This window comes from Terriglobales bacterium (assembly GCA_035487355.1).
Lineage (GTDB): Bacteria > Acidobacteriota > Terriglobia > Terriglobales > Acidobacteriaceae > QIAW01.
The window spans coordinates 63,316-86,134 of the sequence record DATHMF010000034.1 but is presented as its reverse complement, the minus strand read 5'-3'; the positions used below and the strand labels follow the sequence as shown (position 1 = coordinate 86,134).

Below are 22,819 nucleotides of genomic sequence, written 5' to 3'. Positions count from 1 at the left end.
CTTGCGTTCTAATAGTTTTATTGCCTTCATGGCTGCTTGGCAAACCATCCCAGGGATGACCAGTTGGCGAACCAGTCATGCAGTTGTTCGCTGACGTGTTCCACGCTCCGGCTCGACCAGTTGACCGAGGCCTCAATGGCTTGCGAGAGGGGCTTGCCTTCGCGGAGAGCGCGCACCAGGGCAAAAGCGTCGGGCTCCAGCCGTTTGAAGTAGACGGAATTATCGTTGCGATAAACGGCGAGATGCACTTTTTCCGGCTTAGGCAGCGAAGAGCGCTTAACCCGTGAGCGCCGGGTACGCTCGGTTACGGCGTTGCTGGCAACGTCAGCTTCCTGGTGGTCGTTGTGACGAATGCTCAGCAATAGTTCGTCCACGGGATAGGCCAGGTCCAGCAGGTGCAGATGGGGCTGCTGTTGGAAGACCGGGTCCTCGCCCATTTTGCCAAGGTCCTCTGGTTTGAGTTGCGGTAATTCGGGGTCATCAAAGGCCGCGACATCGGCCCACTCCAGCCGCACCATGTCTATAGCGATACGCTCTACCTTGGGAGCGAACTCAAGACGCTGCATCAGCCATGCTTCCAGCCGGGCCCCAAGGTTGCGCAGGCTAAAAGATTCCGAGGGGCAATCCACCAGGTAAGCGACCGACATCTTTTCAAATTGCTTCTCGCCGATGATAGCGCGCAGTCCGGGAAAATCTTCAGCGAGCGCCGACAGAATGCGGAACCAATACTGGCGGTTGTAAATCTCCAGCCGTTCAAATGAGGTCAGGCGGTCGTTGGGTTTGATGATGGATTCGGCAATCTCTTTTATGGATTTTCCATCCGTCGTACGAGGACGCATGTTTTCTGACGGAGTAAGAGGTTGGCGAGTCACATCGAAGAAGGCGCGCTGAAGTTCCGCGAGGTTCATGATGCCACCTGCTCTTTCGCTGCCGGAACGTACCGCATGGCCTTCAGGGCCTCATTGTGGACTTCGTCGAACGAGGGGATGCGATCATCCCACTCAAGCAGAGTTGCCGTCGGACCGGTGAGTTCAATGGCCCGGGCGTAGAGTTGCCATACCGGATCAATCACCGCATGATCGTGGGTATCGAGAATGTACTTCCTGTATTTGGAGTGCCCGGCGATGTGGATTTGCGCCACCCGCTCATGCGGAACACTGTTTACATATTCAAAAGGATTGAAGCTGTGGTTCTGCGATGACACGTAGATATTGTTTACATCGAGCAGAATGCCGCAATCGGCGCCTTCCACGACCTCGTTGAGAAATTCCCACTCGGTCATCTCCGAGGCGTGAAATTCGGCATAACTGCTCACGTTCTCGACGACGACAGGCACTTCAACAAAATCGCGCACCTCGCGGATTTTTTGTGCAGTTCTCTTGGCGGCCTCAAATGTGTAGGGCATGGGAAGAAGGTCGTGCGAGTAGCGCCCGTCCACGCTTCCCCAACACAGGTGATCGCTGAGCCATGGGGTTTTTGTGCGCTTGACCAGAGTTTTGAGCCGCGCAAGGTGCTCACGGTTCAGCGGCTCGGCCGAGCCGAAGTACATGGAGACCCCATGCTGCACAACGCGATATTGCTCGAGAATCTGGTCGAGCACCTGCAGGGGGCGCCCGCCATCCACCATGAAATTTTCAGAGATGATTTCGAACCAGTCTACAACCGGTTTTTTCTCGAAGATATGCTGGTAGTGCGGAATGCGAAGGCCAATGCCAACGCCGTAGTCCGTTTGGCCGTTAAATCTGTTCGCAGGCATAAAGAATATTATTTTAAAGATGAAGTCGAGATTCGATTAAAGAGTGGGAGGACCAGCAGGCATGCTACTGGCCCTCCTACGTTGGAGTTCCAGTTATTTGGTTGCCGTTTTACAACCGTGTTTAGTGGTATTACAGCCGCCCTTGCCTTTGCAAGAATTCTTTCCTTTGCAGCCGTTGTCGCCACTCTTACAGCCGCCCTTGCCTGCGCAGGAGTTTTTGCCTTCGCAAGAGTGCTTTTCTTTCTTAACTTTGGTTGCTTTCTTACCGGTGTCGCTCTTGCTGGTTTTGTCTCCGGTGTCCTGGGCCACAGCAGAGGCGGTTGTGCCAGCAACAAACCCGGTCAGGGCCGCGCCAACCAACAATGCTCGCATTGATTTAGTCATGTGTAGAGTCTCCTTAGCTAAGTGATTTGTTCTTCGCATGATAGAGAGCACATGGGACTGCTCTACTGCAAAAGAACAGGCCCCTGGTCACTCTCGATAGAACTTCGTTACTGGTACGAACCTCCGTACCCGTTGGATTGCTCCCCAACGAATTTTAGCCAGCCCTCAACAGTGCCTTTTGGTGTTGTCTCTGCACCGGGAAGAACCTGACTAAAAGCCCACGAATGTTATCACGGGGCGGGAGCTACGCGCACCGGAAAATCGGCCCTGTCCGGGCGGGCCAAGGCTCAGCAGGTTTGTATCTCATGTTTTATCCAACCTCATCAGCGTGCAGGCGCAAAAATCAAATTAAGTGACTGCAACCTGAGGCGCTGAATATGCAGTTTGAAATGAGGTTATACTTTATACCTCTCAAATTGTTGAGCTCAGCCCCAGCATTCGGGGTTGATCGTTGTACACAGTGGAGGGAACGATGCCAGCCTCCTATGAGATTGATAAGAAACAAAGACTCGTTATGAGCACTGCCTCCGGCGTGTTGACCGTGGATGATATATGGGGACATCAGAAGCGGCTCGCCAAGGACAAAGACTTCGACCCCAGCTTTTCTCAACTCATGGATTTCAACGGCGTTACCGAACTCGTCATCAAAACGGATGACGTACGAAAGTTCGCTGAGACGAGCATATTTTCCCCTAACTCGCGCCGCGCGCTGGTCGTAGAAAGAAGCGACTTGATATTCGGGTTCTCGCGAATGTTCGAGATGTTGCGCGGTTTGAAGGGCGACCAGTCAATACGGGTCTTTCGCAATCGAAACGACGCCCTAGTCTGGCTTTTCTCAAGGCAAGACCCTTAGAAAGAAAAAAGGGCTCAGGATTTCTCTCGCGCCGGCATTTTGGGCGGGTATTGCCATCGGCAGGGGCTTACGGCACAGCTAAAGCTGTGCCCCTCCGAAAGACTCCACTGGAATTGAGTTTTTCCGCACCTCTAAACTCGTGCCCTGATACAAAGCAAAAGCCTGATACAAAACATAAAGACTGCTGGAACCCATTTTAGGCAAATTTTCATCATTAATTAATGGGTTGCTTCCCTTGCGATACGCCGCGCGGGGGCGTATCATTAAACACGTGCAGTAGCCTCGCCCGGCGTGCAGTGCGGAGGCGCCGGGAAAACCCGATTGGCGGAAGAAACCAGTGGGCGCGAGCCCATTTTTTATTGCAGAAAATTTCTTAGAGGCGAAACGGCGTTTCGTAAGTTGCTAAGTTGTTTCGCTTCAAGGCAATACCGTCAAAGAGTCTTTTGAGTAAAGGCCCTTCAGGAATGCCTTGATGCAGCATAGGGCTTCCTTCGGCGTAAGAGCGCCTTGTCAGGATTACAACTTTTAAAGATACAAGGGGACGTCAACCGGGCTTGAGAGCTGGTGGGCGTCAGATGATTCACAAAAGGCCATTGGCTCGGAGCTTATGGCCCAGCGCTAAGAGCTAGACATGGCAGTAGGGATTGAGCAGGTGGAACAGGTTGCGCAGCGGGTGGCAGAGTCGCTGGCGCTGGAGCTGGTAGAGGTGGAGTTGCGCGGTGGAGGCAAAAGCCGCACGTTGCGCATCATCATTGACAAGCCCGGCGGGGTGACCCACGAGGATTGCGCCAGCCTCAGCCGCGAGGTGAGCACGATCCTGGATGTGGAAGATGCCGTCGGTGGCGGGACCTATACGCTGGAAGTATCTTCTCCCGGACTTGATCGCAAGCTGCAGAAGCCGGCAGATTTTGAGCGTTTTACCGGCAGCCTGGTGAAGTTGATGACGCGGGAGCCGGTAAACAACAACCGGCACTTTCAAGGGCGGCTGCAAAGTTTTGCCAACGGGCGGGTAACGCTTGATGTGGCGCAGTTGAGTAAGAGCAAACAGAAAAAAATGAAGATTGGCGCGGCACAGCACGTGGAAATTGAGTTTGCCAATATTGAACGGGCCCACCTGGTGCCAGAGATTTAGGAAGTACGATTTACGAAGTACGATTGTCGATTTCAAGCGTAAAGAGCTAAAGGCTAAGAGCTAAGAAACAAAGCCAAGAGTTGAGAATCAACAGCTAAAAAGGGTTTTTTCACAGTAAGGACAGGGATTTATGGCAAGTCTGCTTTATCAGCAAATCGAAGGGTTGAGCCGCGAGAAGGGCATTGATCCGCAAATTGTAGTGAACGCGGTGGAAGATGCCATTGCTGTGGCCACGCGCAAAAATCTGAAGACGCAGGAGACTCTGCGCGGCGCACTGGATAAAGAGACCGGAGCCATTGACGTGTATGCGGTCAAGAGCGTCGTGGAGATGCCCGAGCAGGTCGAGGACGCGAACCTGCAAGTCACCCTGGAAGAGGCGCGCAAGAGCGATCCTAACGTGGAGGTAGGCGGCGAAGTGCGTTTTCATCGCGCCAGCCACGCGCTCACCAGCCCGTCGGGCCTGGGGCGCATCTCTGCGCAGATTGCCAAGCAGGTGATCTTCCAGAAAGTACGCGAAGCCGAGCGCGACACGGTTTTCAACGAATACAACGACAAAAGCGGCCAGGTGGTGACCGCCACTGTGAAGCGCATTGAAGGTCCGGACGTGATTTTCGAAGTGGGCAAGACCGAGGCCCGCATGCCGCGCAAGGAGCAATCACGACTGGAGTCGTTTGCAGTTGGCGAGCGCGTGCGTGTAGTCATCGCCCGGGTAGAAAAAGCCAGCAAGGGGCCGGGGCTGATTGTTTCCCGCGCCGCGCCAGAGTTGGTACAGAACCTGTTCCAGACGGAAGTGCCGGAGATCTACGACGGCACGGTGGTCATCCGTGCCATCGCGCGCGAGGCCGGCGAGCGCACCAAGATTGCGGTCATGTCGAAAGATAAAGACGTGGATTCAGTGGGCGCATGCGTGGGCATGAAGGGAATGCGGGTGCAATCCATCATTCGCGAGCTGCGCGGCGAGAAAATTGACATCATCGAGTACCACGAAGATGCGGTGACCTTTGCGGAAAAGGCGTTGCAGCCAGCGAAAGTCAGCCGGGTGTCGGTGCTCGACTCCGGCGATAAGCACCTCGAAGTGATTGTGGATGACAGTCAGCTCTCCCTCGCTATCGGCAAGAAGGGACAAAACGTCCGCCTGGCCGCCAAGCTGCTGGGTTGGAAGATTGATATCAAGAGCGAAGAAGAGAAGCGCCAGGAAGTGGAGCTGCAGATGGCTTCGCTGGTGAGCACACCACAAACGCCTATCGAGCAAGTCCCAGATTTGGGAGAAGGCCTGGTGGAAAAGCTGGTGGCTGCCGGCATCACCACAGTCGAGTCTTTGGCCGATATGACGCCGGAGCAACTCGAAGCCATTCCCGGCATTGGACCCAAGACGGTGGAAAAGATCAGCCTTGCGGTCAACAGTTATTTTGCCAGCCTGGAGGCTGGACAGGCGGCAGCACCGGCCGGCGAAGAATCGGTCGAGGCCACAGCAGCCCCGGCTGAAGTAGAGAATTCTCCGGCAGCAGAGGCAACCGAGGTAGCCGAAGGCCAAGTTCAACAAGTCCAGGAAGAAGAGCCTCAGGCCAGCGATGCTGGTGAAGCTGGCTCAGACGCAGCCAACGCGGAAGCCACTGCAGAAGAAAAGAAGCCGGAAGAGTAAGTGTTAAAGGGGTCTCTCGCGGTCAAGGCCGCGAGATGACAGCAATGCAAGAGTTTTTAGGGACGTAGCTAAACTACATATCTACTCGGCAAGGGCCGGAGATGAGAGAGATCCACAATGCCAGTAGAGCAAGAAGAGTTACAAGGAAGCAACGACGCTAAGAAAGTAACACAGGACGGAATGGATAAAATTCGCATTAACGATCTGGCCAGAGAACTGGAAGTCAAAAGCAAGGCGATCCTCGACTATCTGCCAACGATTGGTGTTGATGACAAGAAGAGCCACTCCAGCTCGCTTGAGGCTGATCAAGTTGAACGCGTGCGCAAGCACTTCCAGGGAGAAGTGGAAAAGGCCGCTGCAGAGAAGTCGAGATCCAAAGGCGGCGTGGCCGATGAGATCAGGACCAAGATTGATCTCTCTAAAATTTCCAAACCCGGAGACGTGCTGAAGGCCATCAGTAAAAAGGCCACGACAGAAATCTCCGTACCGCCGCCGGTCGCGAAGCCGGCGCCTCCTGTTCCTCCCAAGCCTGTAGTTCCAGTGGCAGCCAAGCCTGTCACCGCCGTTGTGCCCGCACCTGTTGAGCAGCCTGCGCCAGCGCCCGCGCCGAAGTTCGTAGCTCCAGTTATAGAAAGACCGTCAGCGGAACGGCCGCCGGTGCCACCCGCTACGCCTGCTCCTCCTCCGCAAGCGGCTGCGCCGGTAGCGCCACCGGTTGTAGCGAATGTGCCGCGCCCGCCTGTGACTTCGGCTCCGGCTGCATCGGCTCCGCCTACAGCGCATAAGCCGGCTGCAGCGGTTCCACCGCCCCGCCGCGTGATTACTCCGCAGACGGGACCGCGCCCGGTATACTTGGCGCCCGTACAACCGCGCGCAACCGTGCAACCGGGACAGCCGATAGGACAGCGTTCTGCGCCTGGGCGTCCGGTGCCAGGCCAACCAATATTCCAACGGCAACGGCCATCCATGCCGGGAGCTAAACCGCCTTTGCGTCCAGGAGAGCGCCGCTTGCATCCCACGCGCATGTCTCCGACGGGAGTGCGGCCTATGGGAGCGCGCCCCGGACCTGGAGCAGGCGCTGCCCTGCCGCCACCACCGGAAGGCACGCGCCGGCCCGCTGGCGGGGCTGCACGCCGTCCTGGACAGCGCTATGTTCCGCGCGGTGTAAAAGAAGGCCCGATGAAGGGCTTTGTTCCGCCGCCTACCATGGCCGCAGTTTCCAACGAGCCGCTGCCGATTACCCGCTCGATCACGATTACCGAAGGCATCAGCGTTAAGGACCTGGCGGAAAAGCTGGAAGTGCGTCCTAAAGACGTTATCGCCCGCCTGCTGGCGCGCGGTGTGTTTGCTTCCATCAACCAGACTTTGGATTCGGAGCTGGCAAGCGAGATGTCACGCCAGTTCGGGGCCGATACCAGCGTTATCAGCTTTGAGCAGCACGCCGAGCAGATGGTGGAAGCTGGCCTAGAGAAGAATGAAGATGCCGGACGCCGCCATGCCCGTCCGCCTGTGGTCACCATCATGGGTCACGTTGATCACGGCAAAACTTCGTTGCTCGATGCCATTCGCGAAACGAATGTTGCCGGCGGTGAAGCGGGAGGCATTACACAGCACATCGGGGCCTACAAGGTAAAAATTGTGGACACCAACTCGCCCGCCTTCGGACGCGAGATCGTCTTCCTCGATACTCCAGGTCACGAAGCCTTTACGCGCATGCGTGCGCGCGGCGCCAAGGTGACGGATATCGTCGTACTGGTGGTCGCAGCCGATGACGGTGTCATGCCACAGACCGTGGAAGCCATTGATCACGCCGCCGCTGCTAACGTGCCCATCATTGTTGCCATCAACAAGATTGATAAACCGGGTGCGATGCCGGAGCGTCCGAAGAAGCAACTTGCCGATCGTGGCCTGGTGCCGGAAGATTGGGGAGGCAAGACCGTTTTCGTCGAAGTCTCCGCAAAGAAGAAGACCAATCTGAATCTGCTGATGGAAATGATTTGCCTGGTAGCTGACTTGGGTGAACTGAAGGCTGCCCCCGAGCGTCTGGCAACCGGCGCAGTGCTGGAAGCCAAGCTCGACCGCGGACGCGGCGCCGTGGCCACCGTGCTGGTGCAGAACGGCACCCTGCGCAACGGCGATACCTTCATTGTGGGCAACACCTACGGCAAGGTGCGCGCCATGTTCGATGATCGCGGCAATGCCGTGGATCAGGCCCCGCCTTCAACCCCGGTAGAAGTCCTGGGACTCGAGGGCTTGCCGCAGGCAGGCGACCAGCTCAGCGTGGTTGCTGACCGTGACAAAGCCAAACAGATTGCCCAATATCGCGAGGCCAAGGCGCGCGAGGCGACGCTGGCCAAGTCCTCACGTTTGTCGCTGGAAGGCCTGGCGGAGCAGTTGAAGACCGCTGGCATGAAAGAGCTGCCCATCATCCTCAAAGGCGATGTGCAGGGTTCAGTCGAAGTGTTGGCCGACTCGCTCTCCAAACTCTCCAATGAAAAGGTCAAGATCAAGGTCCTGCACACCGGCGTCGGGGCCATCACAGAAACCGACGTGTTGCTGGCTTCTGCATCGAACGCCATCATCATCGGCTTTAACGTCCGTCCCGAGCGCAAGGCGCAGGAGTTGGCCGACCAGGAAAAGGTGGATATCCGCCTGCACTCCATCATCTACGAACTGCAGGACGAGATCAAGAAAGCCATGACCGGGCTGCTCGAGCCTGTCATCAAGGAAACCTACCTGGGCCGGGCCGAGGTACGCAATACCTTCAAAGTTCCCAAAGCGGGAACCATAGCCGGCTGCTTCGTGCAGGATGGCATCATCAAACGCGATTCCCTGGTCCGCCTGCTGCGCGATAACGTAGTCATCTTTACCGGCAAGGTCGGCTCGCTGCGCCGTTTCAAAGACGACGCGGCCGAGGTCCGCAACGGCATGGAGTGCGGCTTAAGCATCGCCAACTACAGCGATATCAAAATAGGCGACGTTATTGAGGCCTTCATGAGCGAACGCGTGTCGGCGGAAGCGATTGCGTAGGCCTTCTGGGCGGGGTCGGTACCAGAGTGTGCTGTTGTTTTTAATTGAAAACGCCCTATGACTGGGCTAATTTAGCCTGTATGGACTACCGAAAGTACATCACGATAGAGCCTGGCAAGCTGGGTGGACAGCCATGCATCCGTGGCTTACGTATTTCCGTGTATGACATTCTTGATTATTTAGCATCAGGCATGTCTGAAGATGAAATTTTGCATGATTTTCCCGACCTGACGCGGGAAGATATCCGCGCGGCCCTGGCTTTTGCAGCTGATGCGGGTCGCAAAACTGTTTACCTTCCCGCGTGAAACTGCTCTTCGATCAAAATCTTTCCCATGAGCTTGTAAAAGCACTGGAAGATCTTTTTGCGGAATCGGCGCACGTACGGTTCGTTGGTTTATCAGCCGCTGACGACAACCTCGTCTGGGATTTCGCGCATAAAAATGGTTTCATCATTGTTACTAAAGATGTTGGATTTCAGAGGCGATCCTTGCTGCAGGGATTTCCACCTAAAGTTGTCTTAATACGAACGGGAAATTGTGCGACCCGGACGGTCGCGGATCTGCTTCGCAAGCACGCAATCCGGTTGAGACAATTTGCAGAAGATACGCAGAAGTCGTTTCTAGTGTTGTTCTGATGCCTATTGCCTCTCTCACCCTCGAGCTCCGCATCGAAGGCGCGCACTCGCTCAAAGACAAGCGCCAGGTGGTGCGCAGCATGAAAGACCGGCTGCGGGCGAAATTTAATGTTTCCGTAGCTGAGATGGAGGCGACCGATTTATGGCAGCGGGCCACTATAGCAGTCGTCAGTATTTCCGGCTCGCGGGATTATCTGGAGGGCCTCATGCAGAACGTGGAGCGCGAAGCCCATCGCGTTGCCAACACCACCGGGGCGGAGATCACAGATATTTGGGTTGAGTATTTATGATCCGAGACTGGGAACTGTGATCTGGGGCTTGCCAAAAGAGGAAGTAGCCTGAGCACGTTCTAAATGTGAATTCTTGGCATTGGCGGCCAAGACTCCAGTAAAATAGCCTGTAAACAACTATTGGAAACTAGTCCCCCCTTTCAAACAAGTTTATGCAGAACCGTAATGTACAGCATCGCCGCGAGCGCATGGCAGACGCGTTGCGTGACGAGATCGGAGCCTTGATTGAAGGCGAACTGGGCGATCCGCGCATCGGCCTGGCCACGGTGAGCGAGGTATTGCTTGCGAGCGACGGCAAATCGGCGCGTGTGTTTGTGGAAGCGGAAGGGACCGAGCAGGAAGCGGACGACACCGTTGAGGGGCTGAATGCGGCGCGAGGCTTCATCCGGCACAAACTGGTAGAGCGGCTCGGGCTGCGTCATGCACCGGAGCTTTTCTTTCAGCTCGATACTTCCACGGCGCGCCAGGATCGGATCGAGAAACTGTTGCAGCGCATCAAGAAGAGAAAATAAGGGTTTTTAAAATAAAGTTTTTTAAAGGTAGAGGGCAGAATCCAATGGTGGGCGAGGTCATCAAGAAGATCAATGAGCACGAGTCGTTCGTGCTGACCTCCCACGCCCGTCCCGATGGCGACGCCATCGGTTCCGTGCTGGCCTGTTCGCAGATCCTGCAATCATTAGGCAAGCAGACACAGATCGTCCTGAGCGATGGCGTGCCGGTGCTCTACCGGCGCCTGCCTTGGGCCGATTCGGTGATCCAGGCCTCGGAGATCAACGGCCGCGGCGAAGCCGCCATTATTCTTGAATGTGACAGCCTGCAGCGCACCCGTCTACGCGGGCTCGAGCGCCGCTTCCTTATCAACATTGATCACCATGCCAGCGGGCGTCCGTTCGCAAACTTGAATTGGATTGATCCTTCCGCGTGCGCCACAGCCGAGATGATTTTTCAATTGGCGCGTAAGGCCGGCGTGAAGATTACACCCGACATTGCAACCTGCCTTTACACCGCAGTCGTGACCGACACGGGATCATTCCGTTTTGCCGGGACCAATCAGCGCACCTTTGCCCTGGCGGAGGAGTTGGTGCGCTCCGGCGCCGATCCCGTGCGGGTTGGGCAGGCGGTTTATTTTTCCAATCCGATTTCCAAGACCTTGTTGCTGGGCGCGGCGCTGCGCAATCTGAAGCGGGATGGAGTGCTGGCATGGATGCACGTGACCCGCGAGGATATGTCCAATTGCCAGGCCGCCGATGAAGATTGCGAAGGCCTGGTGAATTACGCCTTGGGCAACGCGGGCATTGAGGTCGCGGCATTTTTTCGCGAGCTGGAGAACGGCAGGTTTCGCGTGAGCTTGCGCAGCAAGGGAGCGGTCAACGTGGCGGCGGTTGCCGATGAACTCGGCGGCGGTGGCCATGAATGTGCCAGTGGATGCTCGGTGGAAGGTCCTTTGCCGGCTGCGGAAGAATTCGTCTTGGGCAAGCTGCGTTGCGCCATCGCGCGGGTTTCCTCAACCCAGCCTCATTCATGAACCCATCGCAAGGCAGAGCGCGGCTTCACGAGTGGGTCGTAGTGGGCGTATTCTGCGCCTTCTTCTTTTTTTATGGATTGGCTGCCTTTGGCCTGGTGGGCGCTGATGAGCCCCGCTACGCACAGATCGCCCGCGAGATGCTTGCACGCCACGACTGGGTATCGCCCACACTCTATAGCCGGGTCTGGCTGGAAAAGCCCGTTCTTTATTACTGGGGTGCCATGCTCAGCTATCGCGCTTTGGGAGTGAGCGACTGGGCGGCACGTATTCCGGTGGCCCTGCTTGCCTCGTTGATGGTTGCTGCTCTCCATCTCTTCATACGTCGCTTCCGCCCCGGCGCGCAGCTTCATGTTGTATTGATTGCCTGCTCCAGTGCAGCGCTATTGGCCTTTGCCCGCGCCGGTTCTACCGACATGCCGCTGGCCGCATGCTTCACCATGGGATTGCTGGCCTGGCTGGCGTGGTTCCAAACACAAGAGAAAAAGTGGCTGCTTGGGTTTTATTTTTTTACGGCCGCAGGCATGCTGGCCAAGGGACCAATAGCGCCGGCGCTGGCGGGGTTGATCATCATCTGTTTTGCGCTGTTGCGCTGGGATGTGCGTCTCGTTCTACAGACGCTATGGATTCCCGGCATTCTGGTCTTTCTTCTGACAGCAATGCCGTGGTATGTGCTGGTGCAGTTGAGGAATCCACAGTTCTTCTCGGAATTTATTTTGCGGCAGAACCTGGCGCGCTTTGGAACCAATCTCTATCATCACGAGCAGCCTTTCTGGTATTACCTTCCCGTCTTGTTGCTGGGATTGCTTCCCTGGACGGTATTTGCACTGGCGGCGTGGGTCAGGGTAGCACGGGATTTTTTTCGGAGGAGTGCAGTTGCGAAAGACGAAGCCACCGCCGATGATCTGGGAAAATTTCTGGCGATTTGGGCCGTGGTCCCAGTCGTCTTTTTTTCCCTATCGCAATCTAAGCTTCCCGGCTACATTCTGCCTGCAATTCCTGCGTGGGTCCTGTTGACGGTTTTGTATTTCACGCATCAATCCACTGTAAAGACGCGGAATTATGCCTTATGGATTGTTCATGCGCTTAGCGTGGCTGGGGTTGCAGCATTCGTTCTTTTGGCGCCTGCCATTTTGCAAACTCACGAGATGCCTTCTGTCAGTATGTTGACAGTGCCACTGGTGGTGGCCGCGATTTTAGCGGCAGGCATGATTGCGCTGGGGTTTTGGCGAGGCTGGCAGATGATGATTGCCAGCACCTTGTTTATTGCGGTGGCTGCAACCGGTGTTCTGTTAAAGACTGCAACCCCGGTGATTGACGCTACACAGTCGGCGCGTCCCGTGGCCAGGTATTTGGCCGGCAGTAAGCTGCCGGTGGCGGTCTTTCAAGTGCCGCGTGAAATTGAATACGGGCTGGGATTTTATTTTAACCGGGAGATTCCCAGCTACGATGCCGGCAACGTTCCCCAGCAAGAGCATTTTCTGGTCACAAAGAAAGACAGCTTCAAGGAACTGATACAAATCATGCAGGCGCGGGCAGCGCAGGGGCAGGGAACGCGCGTGCGCTGTTCCGGAGAGAGTATGCTGCAGCCCGATACTTCTTTTCGTTCACCCGTTTTCGATTTGTATCGTGTCTCTTCAGAGCCATCTTGCATTGAAATTTTTCCAGCAGCAGGAGGAATTCTTTCTGGTAAGAAATAAATCTATCTTCAGTTGCATGCATACGAACTGTATTTGTGGGTTGCGTGCATTTGCGTATCCGCTTTGGCGTCTCCGGCTCTTGGAGAGCGACTTATCGTATCGCTTTGGGCGAATTCTGATTTTCTTTGCGCTTGCAGTCTTACCAATGTCCGCGCAGCGGCTGCCGGTGTTGAAGCAAATTGACCTGCCCTACAGCCTCTACTACCGTGAAATGTACCTGCCGCAGTTGACCAGCGGCCCCAGCTCCGTGGCGTGGATGCCCGATTCGCAGAGCGTCATCTTTTCCATGCAAGGCTCGCTTTGGCGGCAGGGCCTCGGGTCCACGACTGCTGAGCAACTCACGAGCGGCCCTGGATATGACTACCAGCCCGATGTTTCCTCCGACGGTAAGTGGGTGATTTATTCGAAGTACGATCATGATGCGATTGAATTGTGGCTGCTCGATCTCACCACCCAAAAGAGCAAACAGCTCACCAAAACCGACGCTGTCAACGTGGAGCCGCGCTGGTCGCCTGCTTTTAAGAGTGGAGACATGCGGGTGATGTTTGTCTCTACCCAGCTCAACCGGCATTTTCATGTCTTTGTGGCGCAATTTGATCCTGCCAAAGCAGAGTTGAAAGAAGTGCAGCGGCTGACGGCAGAGGCGCGCAGCACACTGCCGCGGGTTTTCTACGGCATATTCGACCATGAAATCAGCCCAACCTGGTCGCCCGATGGCAAAGAGATTATTTTTGTTTCCAACCACAATCGTGTTGATGGCGCCGGCGGCTTCTGGCGGATGAAGTCGCAACCGGTTTTGGTGGAAGCCCCACCCATGGTTCCGCACGGGCCCTTCGGTATGATGGCCCGCCGGCTGCCGCCGATTGTGAAAGAAGAGTCACACCAGATTCATGATGAAGAAACTACATGGAGGGCGCGGCCCGACTGGTCCCCTGATGGCAAGCGCGTGGCGTATGCATCGTATTCGGGATCGCTTGCGAGCGGGAAACATCAGCTTCAGGTAATGACCTCCGAGGGCAGGGACACAGCGCCGCTTTCCCAATCGCAGGGAGAGTACGACGATACCAACCCACGCTGGTCCCCGGACGGAAAATCCATCGCTTTTATCTCCAACCGGGGCGGCAATCTTTCCTTATGGGTACAAGACGCGTCGGAGGGAAGCCAGCATGAGATTGCCCGGAAAGACCTCAAATTTCTTGCCACGATGGCCACGATTCGATTGCAAGGCGGCGAGGTGAGTGGAGCAGCAGGGCCGGTGAGGGTTTCCATCACCGGTGCAGATGGACGCGACTATGCAACCGATGATGCTCTGGTTTACACCGACGACGGCTTTGACCGGAAAGAGCGTCCTTTTGAAGTTCATTATTTCGACCTCAGTGTCTCGCGGCTGCGGCCTTCGCAGGCGATTACGCTCCCGCCTGGAAAGATCCACGTAGAGATTACGCACGGCCTGGAACATGTGCCGGTCAGTCTGGATGTTGACCTGAAGGCCGGCGAAAGCAAAACCATTCCATTCAAACTGCAGGCTTTACGTTTGCGTGATCCACTGGGAAGCCGTTGGATGGACGGCGATGTCCACGTGAGCACGAAATACGGAGGGGCATACCGCAGCACACCTCTGACCCTGCTCACGCAGATGCAAGCAGAAGACCTCAGCCTGGCATACAGTCTGATGACAAGCAACGATGAACAACATTCTCCGGACGCCACGACGGCTGGCGTAGCCAGCAAGGCCGATCCCAATTTTGATTTGAAGACTGGTCCCGGAGTTCGTACTACCCACCATGTTCTGAACGGAATCGAGTTCCAGTCGAATTACTTGGGAAATCTGGGATTGCTCAGTGCTTATCCGTCAAGTTCCCGCCGCTATGCAGCTTATCCAAACGCGGCTCGGACCGGCTTTTTCCCCACAAATGCCGATATCGTTGACTGGTTTCACCAAACAAATAGGTTGGTTGGCTACGCGCAAAATTTTAGTGAAGTTCCCAATCCCGTCAATGATGAAAAGCTGTCCTATGAGCTCCCCATTGATGTTGCCCTGGGCAAAGTGGACTACTACGAAGTTCTTGACTCCGGCGATCACAAATCGTCTGCCGAGATCTGGTACAAGCTCCTCAATCTGGGATTTCGTCTTCCCGCCGCCGCCGGGAGTAGCGCCATTGCCAACTACTCTTCGCTGCGCGGGCCGGTTGGCTTGGACCGGGTATACGTACGGGTCCCAAGCGGGCCGTTCAAAACCAATGCATGGCTTGATGGCCTAAAGCACGGCCGCAGTTTCGCTACCAACGGTCCTCTGTTGCGTTTTACCCTTGGCGCAGAAACTGTTGGCGGAGAGCTTAAGTTGCTGGCACCCGGACGCGTAAAATTCACGGTGGCGTTACGCTCTATTGTGCCCGTGGACCATCTGGAAGTTGTCTGCAATGGCGAGGTCATGATTAATGTGCCTATGAACCAGACACATAATGCCAGCGATGCAATTGGGGCCCTGCAACTTCCGCGCAGCGGATGGTGTTTGTTGCGCGCCTGGGCCGAAAAAACGGAAGACCCCGTTCTCGATAGTTATCCTTATGCGACCACCAGTCCAATTTACGTCACGGTGGCCGGCGCCAAGCCCAGGTCACCCAATGATGCGGCGTACTTCATGGCCTGGATTGATCGAGTAGCAGAAAATGCCAAGGCAAACTCGGAATACAAGAACGAGGCGCAAAAAACCGGGGTTTTGAAAACGATACAAGACGCACGCGCCGTTTATGAAAAACTGGCCAGGTAGAGACGTAGCAAACTGCGTCTCTACGCTAGGCAACGTGCGCTGCAGGCTGGGTCAGAGAGCGATGCGCGGCCTGCTGAATGAATCGCTTCATCACGGTCGCCCACATCACTTTCTTGCGTGCAGCACTTTCCTTGAGGCCGCGCCCGTTGGCAAACATGGCCAGCAAAGCTTTCATTTTAAGCACGCGCAACAGAGCCTGGTCCGAGGCCGAAACTCCGTAGGCTTCCAAAAAATTTTTCTGGATAGAAGAGGTAATGCTGCGGTTGCAAAAAGGATATTTCTCCAGCGCTTCAATCGTAGCCAGAAACGTGGCCACATCCTGGAATGAGGCGCCGTGCTGGCTCATGCGCGCGAACTCACTGATTCCGACCCCACCATCGCTTACCAGCACATTCAGCGGGGTAAAATCGTTCAATACGGCTGACGCCGCCATGGTCTTTTTGTTGCGATGCAGGGCATTACGAGCGCCGGTCATGATGGAACGCACATCGCTTTCTTCCAGCCCCTCTTTGCGGCATTGGGTGCAAACCTGCTCCAATTCAGCCAGCAGTTGCTCAGCATCAAAAGGCGATGGCATGTTAGCCGTGGCGCGATGGAAAGACCGCAACCATGTACCGGTATGCCTGGCGGCTTCAGCCAGTCCGTTGCCGGCATTGAAGCCCGGCAGCAAAGCAGCCTTCATGATCATGGATTGCAAGGGCAATCCGCTCAGCTTTTCTGCAACTACGGTTCCCAATTCGGTGAAGTCGCCCAGTGGGCGCGGTACGCCTATAAGCTTTTTCTTTTGCGAGACCTTGTGCACCGTAACCAGATTGAGGAATTCCTGCTGCGCCTTGTTTCGAGCCAGTTCAGCGCCACTCTTATTGCGATAAACCTTGGCTGCCACGCGCGCGTTGCCATCGCCGAAGTTCAGCACGATATCGTAAATGAAGTGGTCGGTTTTGGGCGTATGGCCAACCACGCGCACATTGCGCAGCTCCCCATGTTGAGGATAAAACTTGGCCGCAGAAACGCGCAGCTCGGCGACAATTTGATCCATTACATTTTCAGTCATTCTCGCTCCAAGTGTGAAATAGAAATGACGTTGGAACCTGCATTCGATGGCGATGCATTCCTGGTTCCACAGAAGAGATGAGAATTACTCCCTAAGTCATTGAAAAGAAAAATAATTTCCAACGTTTTAGAGAAGCAGTGGAAACGCAGAACTGTATATGAGCATCACAATGCACAATATGTGAAATTAGAGCTACAGCCCAATCCCGAAGCACGATCAAACAAAGTTGGGCTAGATTTTCTGATTTGAAAGCAAGGGCCGGAGCGCGGCGCCAAACCTAGGCCGTTTACATTGGATCCACGATGTTAATTCGTGAAAGGAAATTTAAGATGAGCACAATATTCAATCGATCAAAGTTAGTCGCAGTTCCAACGGAAAAAGGTTCGAGGCGCGCGGCCGTCGAAGAGATACAGTTTTTCATCGGTCAATGTTCGCTCGGTTCTCTTCTCGTGGCCAGGAGTGCCAAGGGTATTTGCGCCCTACTGCTCGGAGACGCTCCCGATGCATTGGCACGCGATCTGAAGCGCCGATTTCCACACGCTCATCTGACCGATGGCGATGCCGGGTTCGAGAAACTCATCGCCAAAGTCGCCGGTTTTGTGGAAGCTCCGGAACTCGGTCTCAACCTGCCGCTTGACATGCGCGGAACGGTATTCCAGCAACGTGTCTGGCTGGCATTGCGGGCGATTCCAGCCGGAGCGACGGCCAGTTACGCCGATATCGCCCGGCGCATCGGATCGCCCAAGGCAGTCCGCGCAGTGGCGCAAGCTTGTGCCGCGAACGCTATCGCTGTCGCCATACCCTGTCACCGTGTCGTGAAGAACGATGGCAGTCTGTCTGGTTATCGCTGGGGCGTCGAACGCAAACGCAGTCTCCTGAAGCGTGAGGCGGTAGCAGCATGAGCACGACTGCGCAGTCAAAACAACCGGGTCCGGCGGACCGGACCATCGAAACCCGTGTGGAGGCGCTCGATTGGGCGAGCGTCTCTACTCATCTCGATGCTAACGGTTGGGCAATGATAGATGCACTTTTGACTGACGGAGAATGCCATGAAATAGCAGACCTGTATGTCAACGACGGCATCTTCCGCAGCCGGGTTGTAATGGCGCGGCACGGTTTCGGGCGGGGCGAATACAAATACTTCGCTTATCCGCTGCCTGATATCGTCGCCATCTGCGCCATGCTTTCTATCCGCAACTCGCGCCGATTGCCAATCGCTGGAATGCTTCGATGGGCATCAACGTTCGCTACCCGGACGCACACGCCGACTTTATCAAGCGCTGTCACCAGGCAGGTCAAGAGCGTCCCACACCGCTTCTTCTCCAATACGGTGCGGGGGACTATAACTCTCTGCACCAGGACCTATACGGCGAGCATGTTTTTCCGCTGCAGGTTGCGATTCTCTTGTCTGAGCCAGGCGAAGACTTCACCGGTGGCGAGTTCGTGCTGACCGAACAACGGCCGCGTATGCAGTCACGCGTTGAGGTGGTTCCGTTGCGGCGAGGTGATGCAGTGATTTTTGCGGTGCACAATCGTCCGGTGCAGGGTACACGCGGAACTTATCGCGTCAACATGCGGCATGGCGTCAGCCGGCTTCGGTCTGGCAATCGCCATACCCTCGGAATCATCTTCCATGACTCGCAGTGATCATGGATTTGTTCGAAGCCCGTGGGTTCCTCACCGCGGAGTGGTTCCCGGCATTTTGGATCTCAAGCCGTGCTGCTACTGATTGCTTTTTGTGCGACCGCCTGAGATTTGTCGTCTACCGCGCGGAGTGAGTCATTGATCGTCTCCGGCACCGAGGCGCCGTCGCGGTGTCGCTTGTTGATAGACGCTGTAAGGATCTGGCAAAGAAGAAAACGGTTGGGGACCTTGACCGAAGCGGCAAAGATGAGTCCGGAGCGCATGTGTAGCACCTCGCAATGCGAATGGCTGCATCGGCGAAGGCCCGACGGATAGGGACCGTGTCTCCGGAGAAATCAGCTATTCTCACTATACGCTTGCTGCACCTAAACTCAACGCAATTAATTCAGCCGAGACACAGCTCCGCTCCGGTGTAGGCACACGTCTCATTACATTTTAAAGATGAAGCTGACTAGTAAAACAGGTATTTCCGCCACTTGGCGTCAGAGTGTCCCATCAGCCGCATGATGTGCCGGCTGGTATGCAAATTAAAAGGACGCGGCTCGCGCAGCGGTTTCATCTCCGCCTCGTGCGGCAGGCGGCTTCCTTTTCTGCGGTTGCAAGGATGGCAGCAGGCCACCAGATTTTCCCAGGTAGACGAGCCTCCGCGAGAGCGCGGGATCACGTGGTCCAGCGTCAGTTCGGCGGCCACGAGTACGGTGCCGCAGTATTGGCAGGTGTTGCGGTCGCGCAGCAGAATGTTCTTACGCGAGAGCGCCCGCGTCTGATGCGGAATGCGGCGGTACTCAAGCAGACGAATCACCGAAGGCACACGCACCGCAAAGCGGGCGGCGTGCAGAAAGTGCCCGTTCTCTTCTTCGGTCATGGCTACGCCTTTGAGCACCAGCACAATGGCGCGGCGTGCAGCGCACACGTTGATGGGTTCATAGGAAGCGTTCAAGACCAGGACCGGAGCATGCATTACGTGATGTCCACTCTGGGATGGCGCAGGTGGGTGCTCCGCTGCCCGGTGAGCCATGTGTCCCGAATGGTGCATTTTCCCCGACATACCCTCTACTTATGCCTCCGCTGCTTTGGCCAAGTTCATACTAATGTTATTTGTACGTAAAAATCCTGCTGGCCGCGCAGGTTCTCCCTTAAAAACTCGTGCCACTGTAGCCACCGCTACAGCACGTGCGCCCGCGCGAAGCAGCACGCGGCTGCACTCGGCGGCGGTGGTCCCGGTGGTAAAGACGTCATCCACTAGCAGTATTAGATGATCTCGGACCTCCGCAGGCTTCGTCACAACAAAAGCCCCGCGCAGGTTGGCGCGACGCTGGTGTTGCGTTAGCCCGGTCTGGGTAGAGGTCTCTCTGCGTCGTTCCAGCAGGCCGGAATTTATTTCGAGCTTAGATCCAAGCCGCCGCTGTGCGGCGCGCGCAATCAATTCCGCCTGGTTGAAGCCACGCTGTCTGTGCCGCGAACGATGCAGCGGAACCGGCACAATCTTCCACGCGCCCACCTCGAGATGCAGCGACCGGATGGTCTCAGCCAGATACGCTCCTAGAAGATCTGCGGCCGGCCGAACGTTCTCATACTTCAGCAGGTGAACCAGTTCGCGCAATTCACCGTCATAGCCGCCATAGGCTACCGCCCTGGTAAATGGAGGCCGTGCGCGCTGGCACATCCCGCAAACACTCCCTGCATCCGAATCAGATGGCGTGAACTGCCCAGATGTGAAACGAAAGAGGCGTTCGCTGCAAATGGAACACACTCCGCCTTCCATTCTGTGAATTGAATCTACGCACTGCCGACAGACTGGAAGCCGTGAGATTTCAGTTAAAGGAACCGCGCAGATGCGGCAATCGCCGGGAAAAACCGTGTTAAACAAGCCCTTGGCAGCGGCGCTCAGGGGTGAGAAAAGCGCAGGAAATCCCCTGGCTTCAGGAACCCTACTTCGCGTTAGGTCATCTGTACTGCTGAAGACTGACCTCCCTGGCCACAATTGGAGTGTGTGCTTAAGTTGAGTATATCATCGCTTTTAAGCCATTGTCTTTGGGGGCTGCGGCGTGCTAACGTGCCCCTTTCATTTTTTATCAGATTTTAACCGCTGTTTACCGATTTGTGACAAACACGGCTGAATCAAGGAGAGGCTATCTTGGCTGAAGAAACTCAAGTGCAGACGAAAGATCAACCCAAAGAAGCAGAGTTTCAACCTTATATACCCGCTACACAGGCTCCACCAGAGTTCACCTTCCGCGCAATTGCCCTGGGAGCGTTGTTTGGGTTGCTGTTTGGCGCAGTGACCGTTTACGTAGGCCTGCGTGCCGGACTCACCGTATCGGCATCCATTCCCATCGCCGTGCTCTCCATCACTATTTTGCGTGCCTTCGGCAAGGCTACGATTCTCGAAAACAATATCGTGCAGACCACCGGCAACGCCGGGCAGTCTATAGCTTCAGGAGTAATCTTTACTCTACCCGCGCTGATCTTCCTGGGGTTCCAATTGGAACGACCCCGTATTTTTGTTCTGAGCCTGGTCGGCGGATTGATCGGCGTCTTTTTCATGATCCCGCTGCGCCGGCAGCTCATCGTAAAGGAACACGGTGTGCTTAAGTATCCTGAAGGTGCTGCCTGCGCCGATGTGCTCATCGCGGGTGACCGCGGAGGTAGCTTCGCCGGCCGCGTCTTCTGGGGGCTCGGACTGGGCGCGCTGTACACGCTGTTCCAAAATGAGAACCTGTTCTCCGCCTGGCCCAGCGCTCCAACATGGGACATCAAGTCATATCCGGGTGCTTCCATTCGCGCTTCTACCACCTCAGAGTACATGGGCGTGGGCTACATTATCGGCCCGCGCGTCGCCGGAGTCCTGCTCGCCGGCGGAGTCTTTTCCTGGCTGGTACTGATGCCGGCCATCCACTTCTTTGGCTCTGGTATGACGACACCGATTTATCCCGGCACTGTTCCTATTTCGCAGATGCCGCCCACCGATCTTTGGCGCACCTACGTCAGGCCCATGGGCGCTGGAGCTGTCGCAGCCGCAGGTTTAATCACATTGATCAAAACCATTCCCACCATTGTCTCTGCATTGCGGGCCAGCCTGAAGCAGCTTGGCTCAGGCAAAAGCGAGCAGTCGAACCTGCGCACTGAAAACGACCTGCCGATTTCGGTCACCATAGGCGGCTCGGTGCTGCTCATCATCATGATGTGGGCGTTCCTGACCTTCAAGCCGATTCACGGCGCCGAGACCTCGATGTTCGCCAACATTGTCGCCTCGATCTTCGTTGTGGTCTTTGGATTTCTATTCGTTACCGTCTCCTCGCGCATCTGTGGTTTGATTGGCAGCTCCGCCAATCCTGTTTCGGGAATGACCATCGCAACATTGATGGCAACCTCAGGAATCTTCCTCGCCCTTGGCTGGACCGCTCCTGCCTTTGGTGCCCTCGTGCTGGCCGTCGGAGGCGTGGTATGCATCGCCTCGGCCAACGCTGGCGATACATCCCAGGACCTCAAAACTGGTTATCTGATCGGTTCCACCCCCAGGGCGCAGCAACTGGCGCTACTCGTCGGCGTGGTCGTCTCTACATTCGCCGTAGGCAGCACGCTGATCCTTATGAATAAAGGGCTCGAGGAGTTTCGGCAGCTGACCAAGCAGGTAGACATTAATCATCTGCCGGCTGGAGTAAGCCTGGAAGAAAACAATGGCGCGCGAACATTCGATCGCGACCATTTCAGCTATCACAATACCCAGGGACAAGAGGTCACTCTTCACGGCAGCGATTTCTACCTGCTGAATGCCATCAACTCGTCTGAAATCGCCAATGGCAAATATCTCTACAATCCCAAAACAGGTCAGATCGAGGTGCAGTGGATCCAGGGCATCGGCAGCGAGCGCGCCGCCGCACCACAGGCGCAATTGATGTCTACCGTGATCAACGGCATTCTTACGCGCAAGCTGCCTTGGGGATTGGTGATGCTCGGCGTCTTTCTCGTGATTGTCGTGGAGCTGTTAGGCATACGTTCGCTGGCCTTTGCCGTGGGCGCCTATCTCTCCATAGGAACCACGCTTGCGATTTTCGTTGGAGGTGTGACGCGATGGCTGGTTGAAACCGCCGCTAAGCGTGCCGGTGAAACTCCCACCGAAAGCGAGGTCAGCCCCGGCTCTCTCTTCGCCAGCGGACTCATCGCTGCGGGCGGAGTCATGGGATTACTCGGAATTGGCGTGAAGCTCCTCGAAAGTACGGGAGTGCTTCCCGAGAACTGGCTAGCCTGGGGCGCGAAATTCCCTGCCATGGCCAATAGCAACCTGCTTGCAGTGATCACTTTCCTGTTGCTGGCCGTCTCACTCTTTTACTTTGCCCGCAAGCCGCTGGAAAGCAAGAAGAATTGACGAAGGATGAAGTAAGAAGTCTGATTTACGATTTGTGAT

The 22,819-nt window shown here is 55.8% G+C and carries 20 protein-coding genes; 13 read left to right on the top strand and 7 right to left on the bottom strand.

The window, feature by feature from the left end; all coding sequences use genetic code 11:
* Positions 1-26: 26 nt before the first annotated feature.
* From VK738_08485 to VK738_08475, 3 genes are all read right to left on the bottom strand, one after another.
* Positions 27-908 carry a DNA-binding domain-containing protein gene (locus tag VK738_08485; protein ID HTD22676.1) on the bottom strand — a complete coding sequence of 294 codons (882 nt, stop codon included), beginning with the start codon at positions 906-908 and terminating at the stop codon, positions 27-29.
* Positions 905-1,756 carry a DUF692 domain-containing protein gene (locus VK738_08480; protein HTD22675.1) on the bottom strand — a complete coding sequence of 284 codons (852 nt, stop codon included), beginning with the start codon at positions 1,754-1,756 and terminating at the stop codon, positions 905-907. The genes VK738_08485 and VK738_08480 overlap by 4 nt, the downstream gene beginning before the upstream one ends.
* Before the next feature lie 93 nt (positions 1,757-1,849).
* The gene (locus VK738_08475; protein HTD22674.1) at positions 1,850-2,140 is read right to left on the bottom strand and encodes a hypothetical protein; all 291 of its coding nucleotides are present in this window, start codon (positions 2,138-2,140) and stop codon (positions 1,850-1,852) included.
* A gap of 472 nt (positions 2,141-2,612) precedes the next feature.
* Between VK738_08475 and VK738_08470 the strand changes: the two genes are divergently transcribed.
* From VK738_08470 to VK738_08425, 10 genes are all read left to right on the top strand, one after another.
* A complete protein-coding gene (locus tag VK738_08470; protein HTD22673.1) occupies positions 2,613-2,993 on the top strand; it encodes a hypothetical protein in 381 nt (126 codons plus the stop codon).
* A gap of 631 nt (positions 2,994-3,624) precedes the next feature.
* Positions 3,625-4,125, top strand: a complete 501-nt coding sequence (gene rimP, locus VK738_08465) for a ribosome maturation factor RimP (protein ID HTD22672.1) — start codon at positions 3,625-3,627, stop codon at positions 4,123-4,125.
* A gap of 130 nt (positions 4,126-4,255) precedes the next feature.
* Positions 4,256-5,767, top strand: a complete 1,512-nt coding sequence (gene nusA, locus VK738_08460; protein HTD22671.1) for a transcription termination factor NusA — start codon at positions 4,256-4,258, stop codon at positions 5,765-5,767.
* 117 nt (positions 5,768-5,884) lie between these two features.
* Entirely contained in the window at positions 5,885-8,797 is a 2,913-nt protein-coding gene (infB, locus tag VK738_08455) for a translation initiation factor IF-2 (protein HTD22670.1), read from the top strand.
* An 80-nt stretch (positions 8,798-8,877) separates the two neighbouring features.
* A complete protein-coding gene (locus tag VK738_08450) occupies positions 8,878-9,102 on the top strand; it encodes a DUF433 domain-containing protein (GenBank protein ID HTD22669.1) in 225 nt (74 codons plus the stop codon).
* Between the two features lie 328 nt (positions 9,103-9,430).
* A complete protein-coding gene (locus VK738_08445; protein HTD22668.1) occupies positions 9,431-9,721 on the top strand; it encodes a DUF503 domain-containing protein in 291 nt (96 codons plus the stop codon).
* A 152-nt stretch (positions 9,722-9,873) separates the two neighbouring features.
* Positions 9,874-10,233, top strand: coding sequence for a 30S ribosome-binding factor RbfA (gene rbfA, locus VK738_08440; protein ID HTD22667.1), 360 nt, complete (start codon positions 9,874-9,876; stop codon positions 10,231-10,233).
* Positions 10,234-10,277: 44 nt separating this feature from the next.
* Entirely contained in the window at positions 10,278-11,246 is a 969-nt protein-coding gene (locus VK738_08435) for a bifunctional oligoribonuclease/PAP phosphatase NrnA (protein HTD22666.1), read from the top strand.
* Positions 11,243-12,943, top strand: coding sequence for a glycosyltransferase family 39 protein (locus VK738_08430; GenBank protein HTD22665.1), 1,701 nt, complete (start codon positions 11,243-11,245; stop codon positions 12,941-12,943). Before VK738_08435 ends, VK738_08430 begins: the two co-directional genes overlap by 4 nt.
* A gap of 145 nt (positions 12,944-13,088) precedes the next feature.
* A complete protein-coding gene (locus tag VK738_08425) occupies positions 13,089-15,713 on the top strand; it encodes a CehA/McbA family metallohydrolase (protein ID HTD22664.1) in 2,625 nt (874 codons plus the stop codon).
* 25 nt (positions 15,714-15,738) lie between these two features.
* Here VK738_08425 and VK738_08420 read toward each other — a convergent pair whose 3' ends face one another.
* Complete coding sequence (locus VK738_08420; GenBank protein HTD22663.1) at positions 15,739-16,767, bottom strand: hypothetical protein; 1,029 nt, start codon at positions 16,765-16,767, stop codon at positions 15,739-15,741.
* 329 nt (positions 16,768-17,096) lie between these two features.
* Here VK738_08420 and VK738_08415 point away from each other — a divergent pair, with 329 nt between their 5' ends.
* Together VK738_08415 and VK738_08410 are read left to right on the top strand one after the other, a co-directional pair.
* On the top strand, positions 17,097-17,669 hold the full coding sequence (locus VK738_08415) for a methylated-DNA--[protein]-cysteine S-methyltransferase (GenBank protein ID HTD22662.1): 573 nt from the start codon (positions 17,097-17,099) through the stop codon (positions 17,667-17,669).
* Between the two features lie 328 nt (positions 17,670-17,997).
* The gene (locus VK738_08410; protein ID HTD22661.1) at positions 17,998-18,414 is read left to right on the top strand and encodes a 2OG-Fe(II) oxygenase; all 417 of its coding nucleotides are present in this window, start codon (positions 17,998-18,000) and stop codon (positions 18,412-18,414) included.
* 62 nt (positions 18,415-18,476) lie between these two features.
* Here VK738_08410 and VK738_08405 read toward each other — a convergent pair whose 3' ends face one another.
* The 3 genes from VK738_08405 to VK738_08395 form a co-directional block, all read right to left on the bottom strand.
* Positions 18,477-18,674 carry a hypothetical protein gene (locus VK738_08405; GenBank protein HTD22660.1) on the bottom strand — a complete coding sequence of 66 codons (198 nt, stop codon included), beginning with the start codon at positions 18,672-18,674 and terminating at the stop codon, positions 18,477-18,479.
* 188 nt (positions 18,675-18,862) lie between these two features.
* The gene (locus tag VK738_08400; GenBank protein HTD22659.1) at positions 18,863-19,372 is read right to left on the bottom strand and encodes an HNH endonuclease; all 510 of its coding nucleotides are present in this window, start codon (positions 19,370-19,372) and stop codon (positions 18,863-18,865) included.
* A gap of 96 nt (positions 19,373-19,468) precedes the next feature.
* Entirely contained in the window at positions 19,469-20,077 is a 609-nt protein-coding gene (locus VK738_08395) for a ComF family protein (protein HTD22658.1), read from the bottom strand.
* Positions 20,078-20,548: 471 nt separating this feature from the next.
* Between VK738_08395 and VK738_08390 the strand changes: the two genes are divergently transcribed.
* A complete protein-coding gene (locus VK738_08390; GenBank protein HTD22657.1) occupies positions 20,549-22,780 on the top strand; it encodes an oligopeptide transporter, OPT family in 2,232 nt (743 codons plus the stop codon).
* The last annotated feature ends 39 nt before the right edge of the window (positions 22,781-22,819 follow it).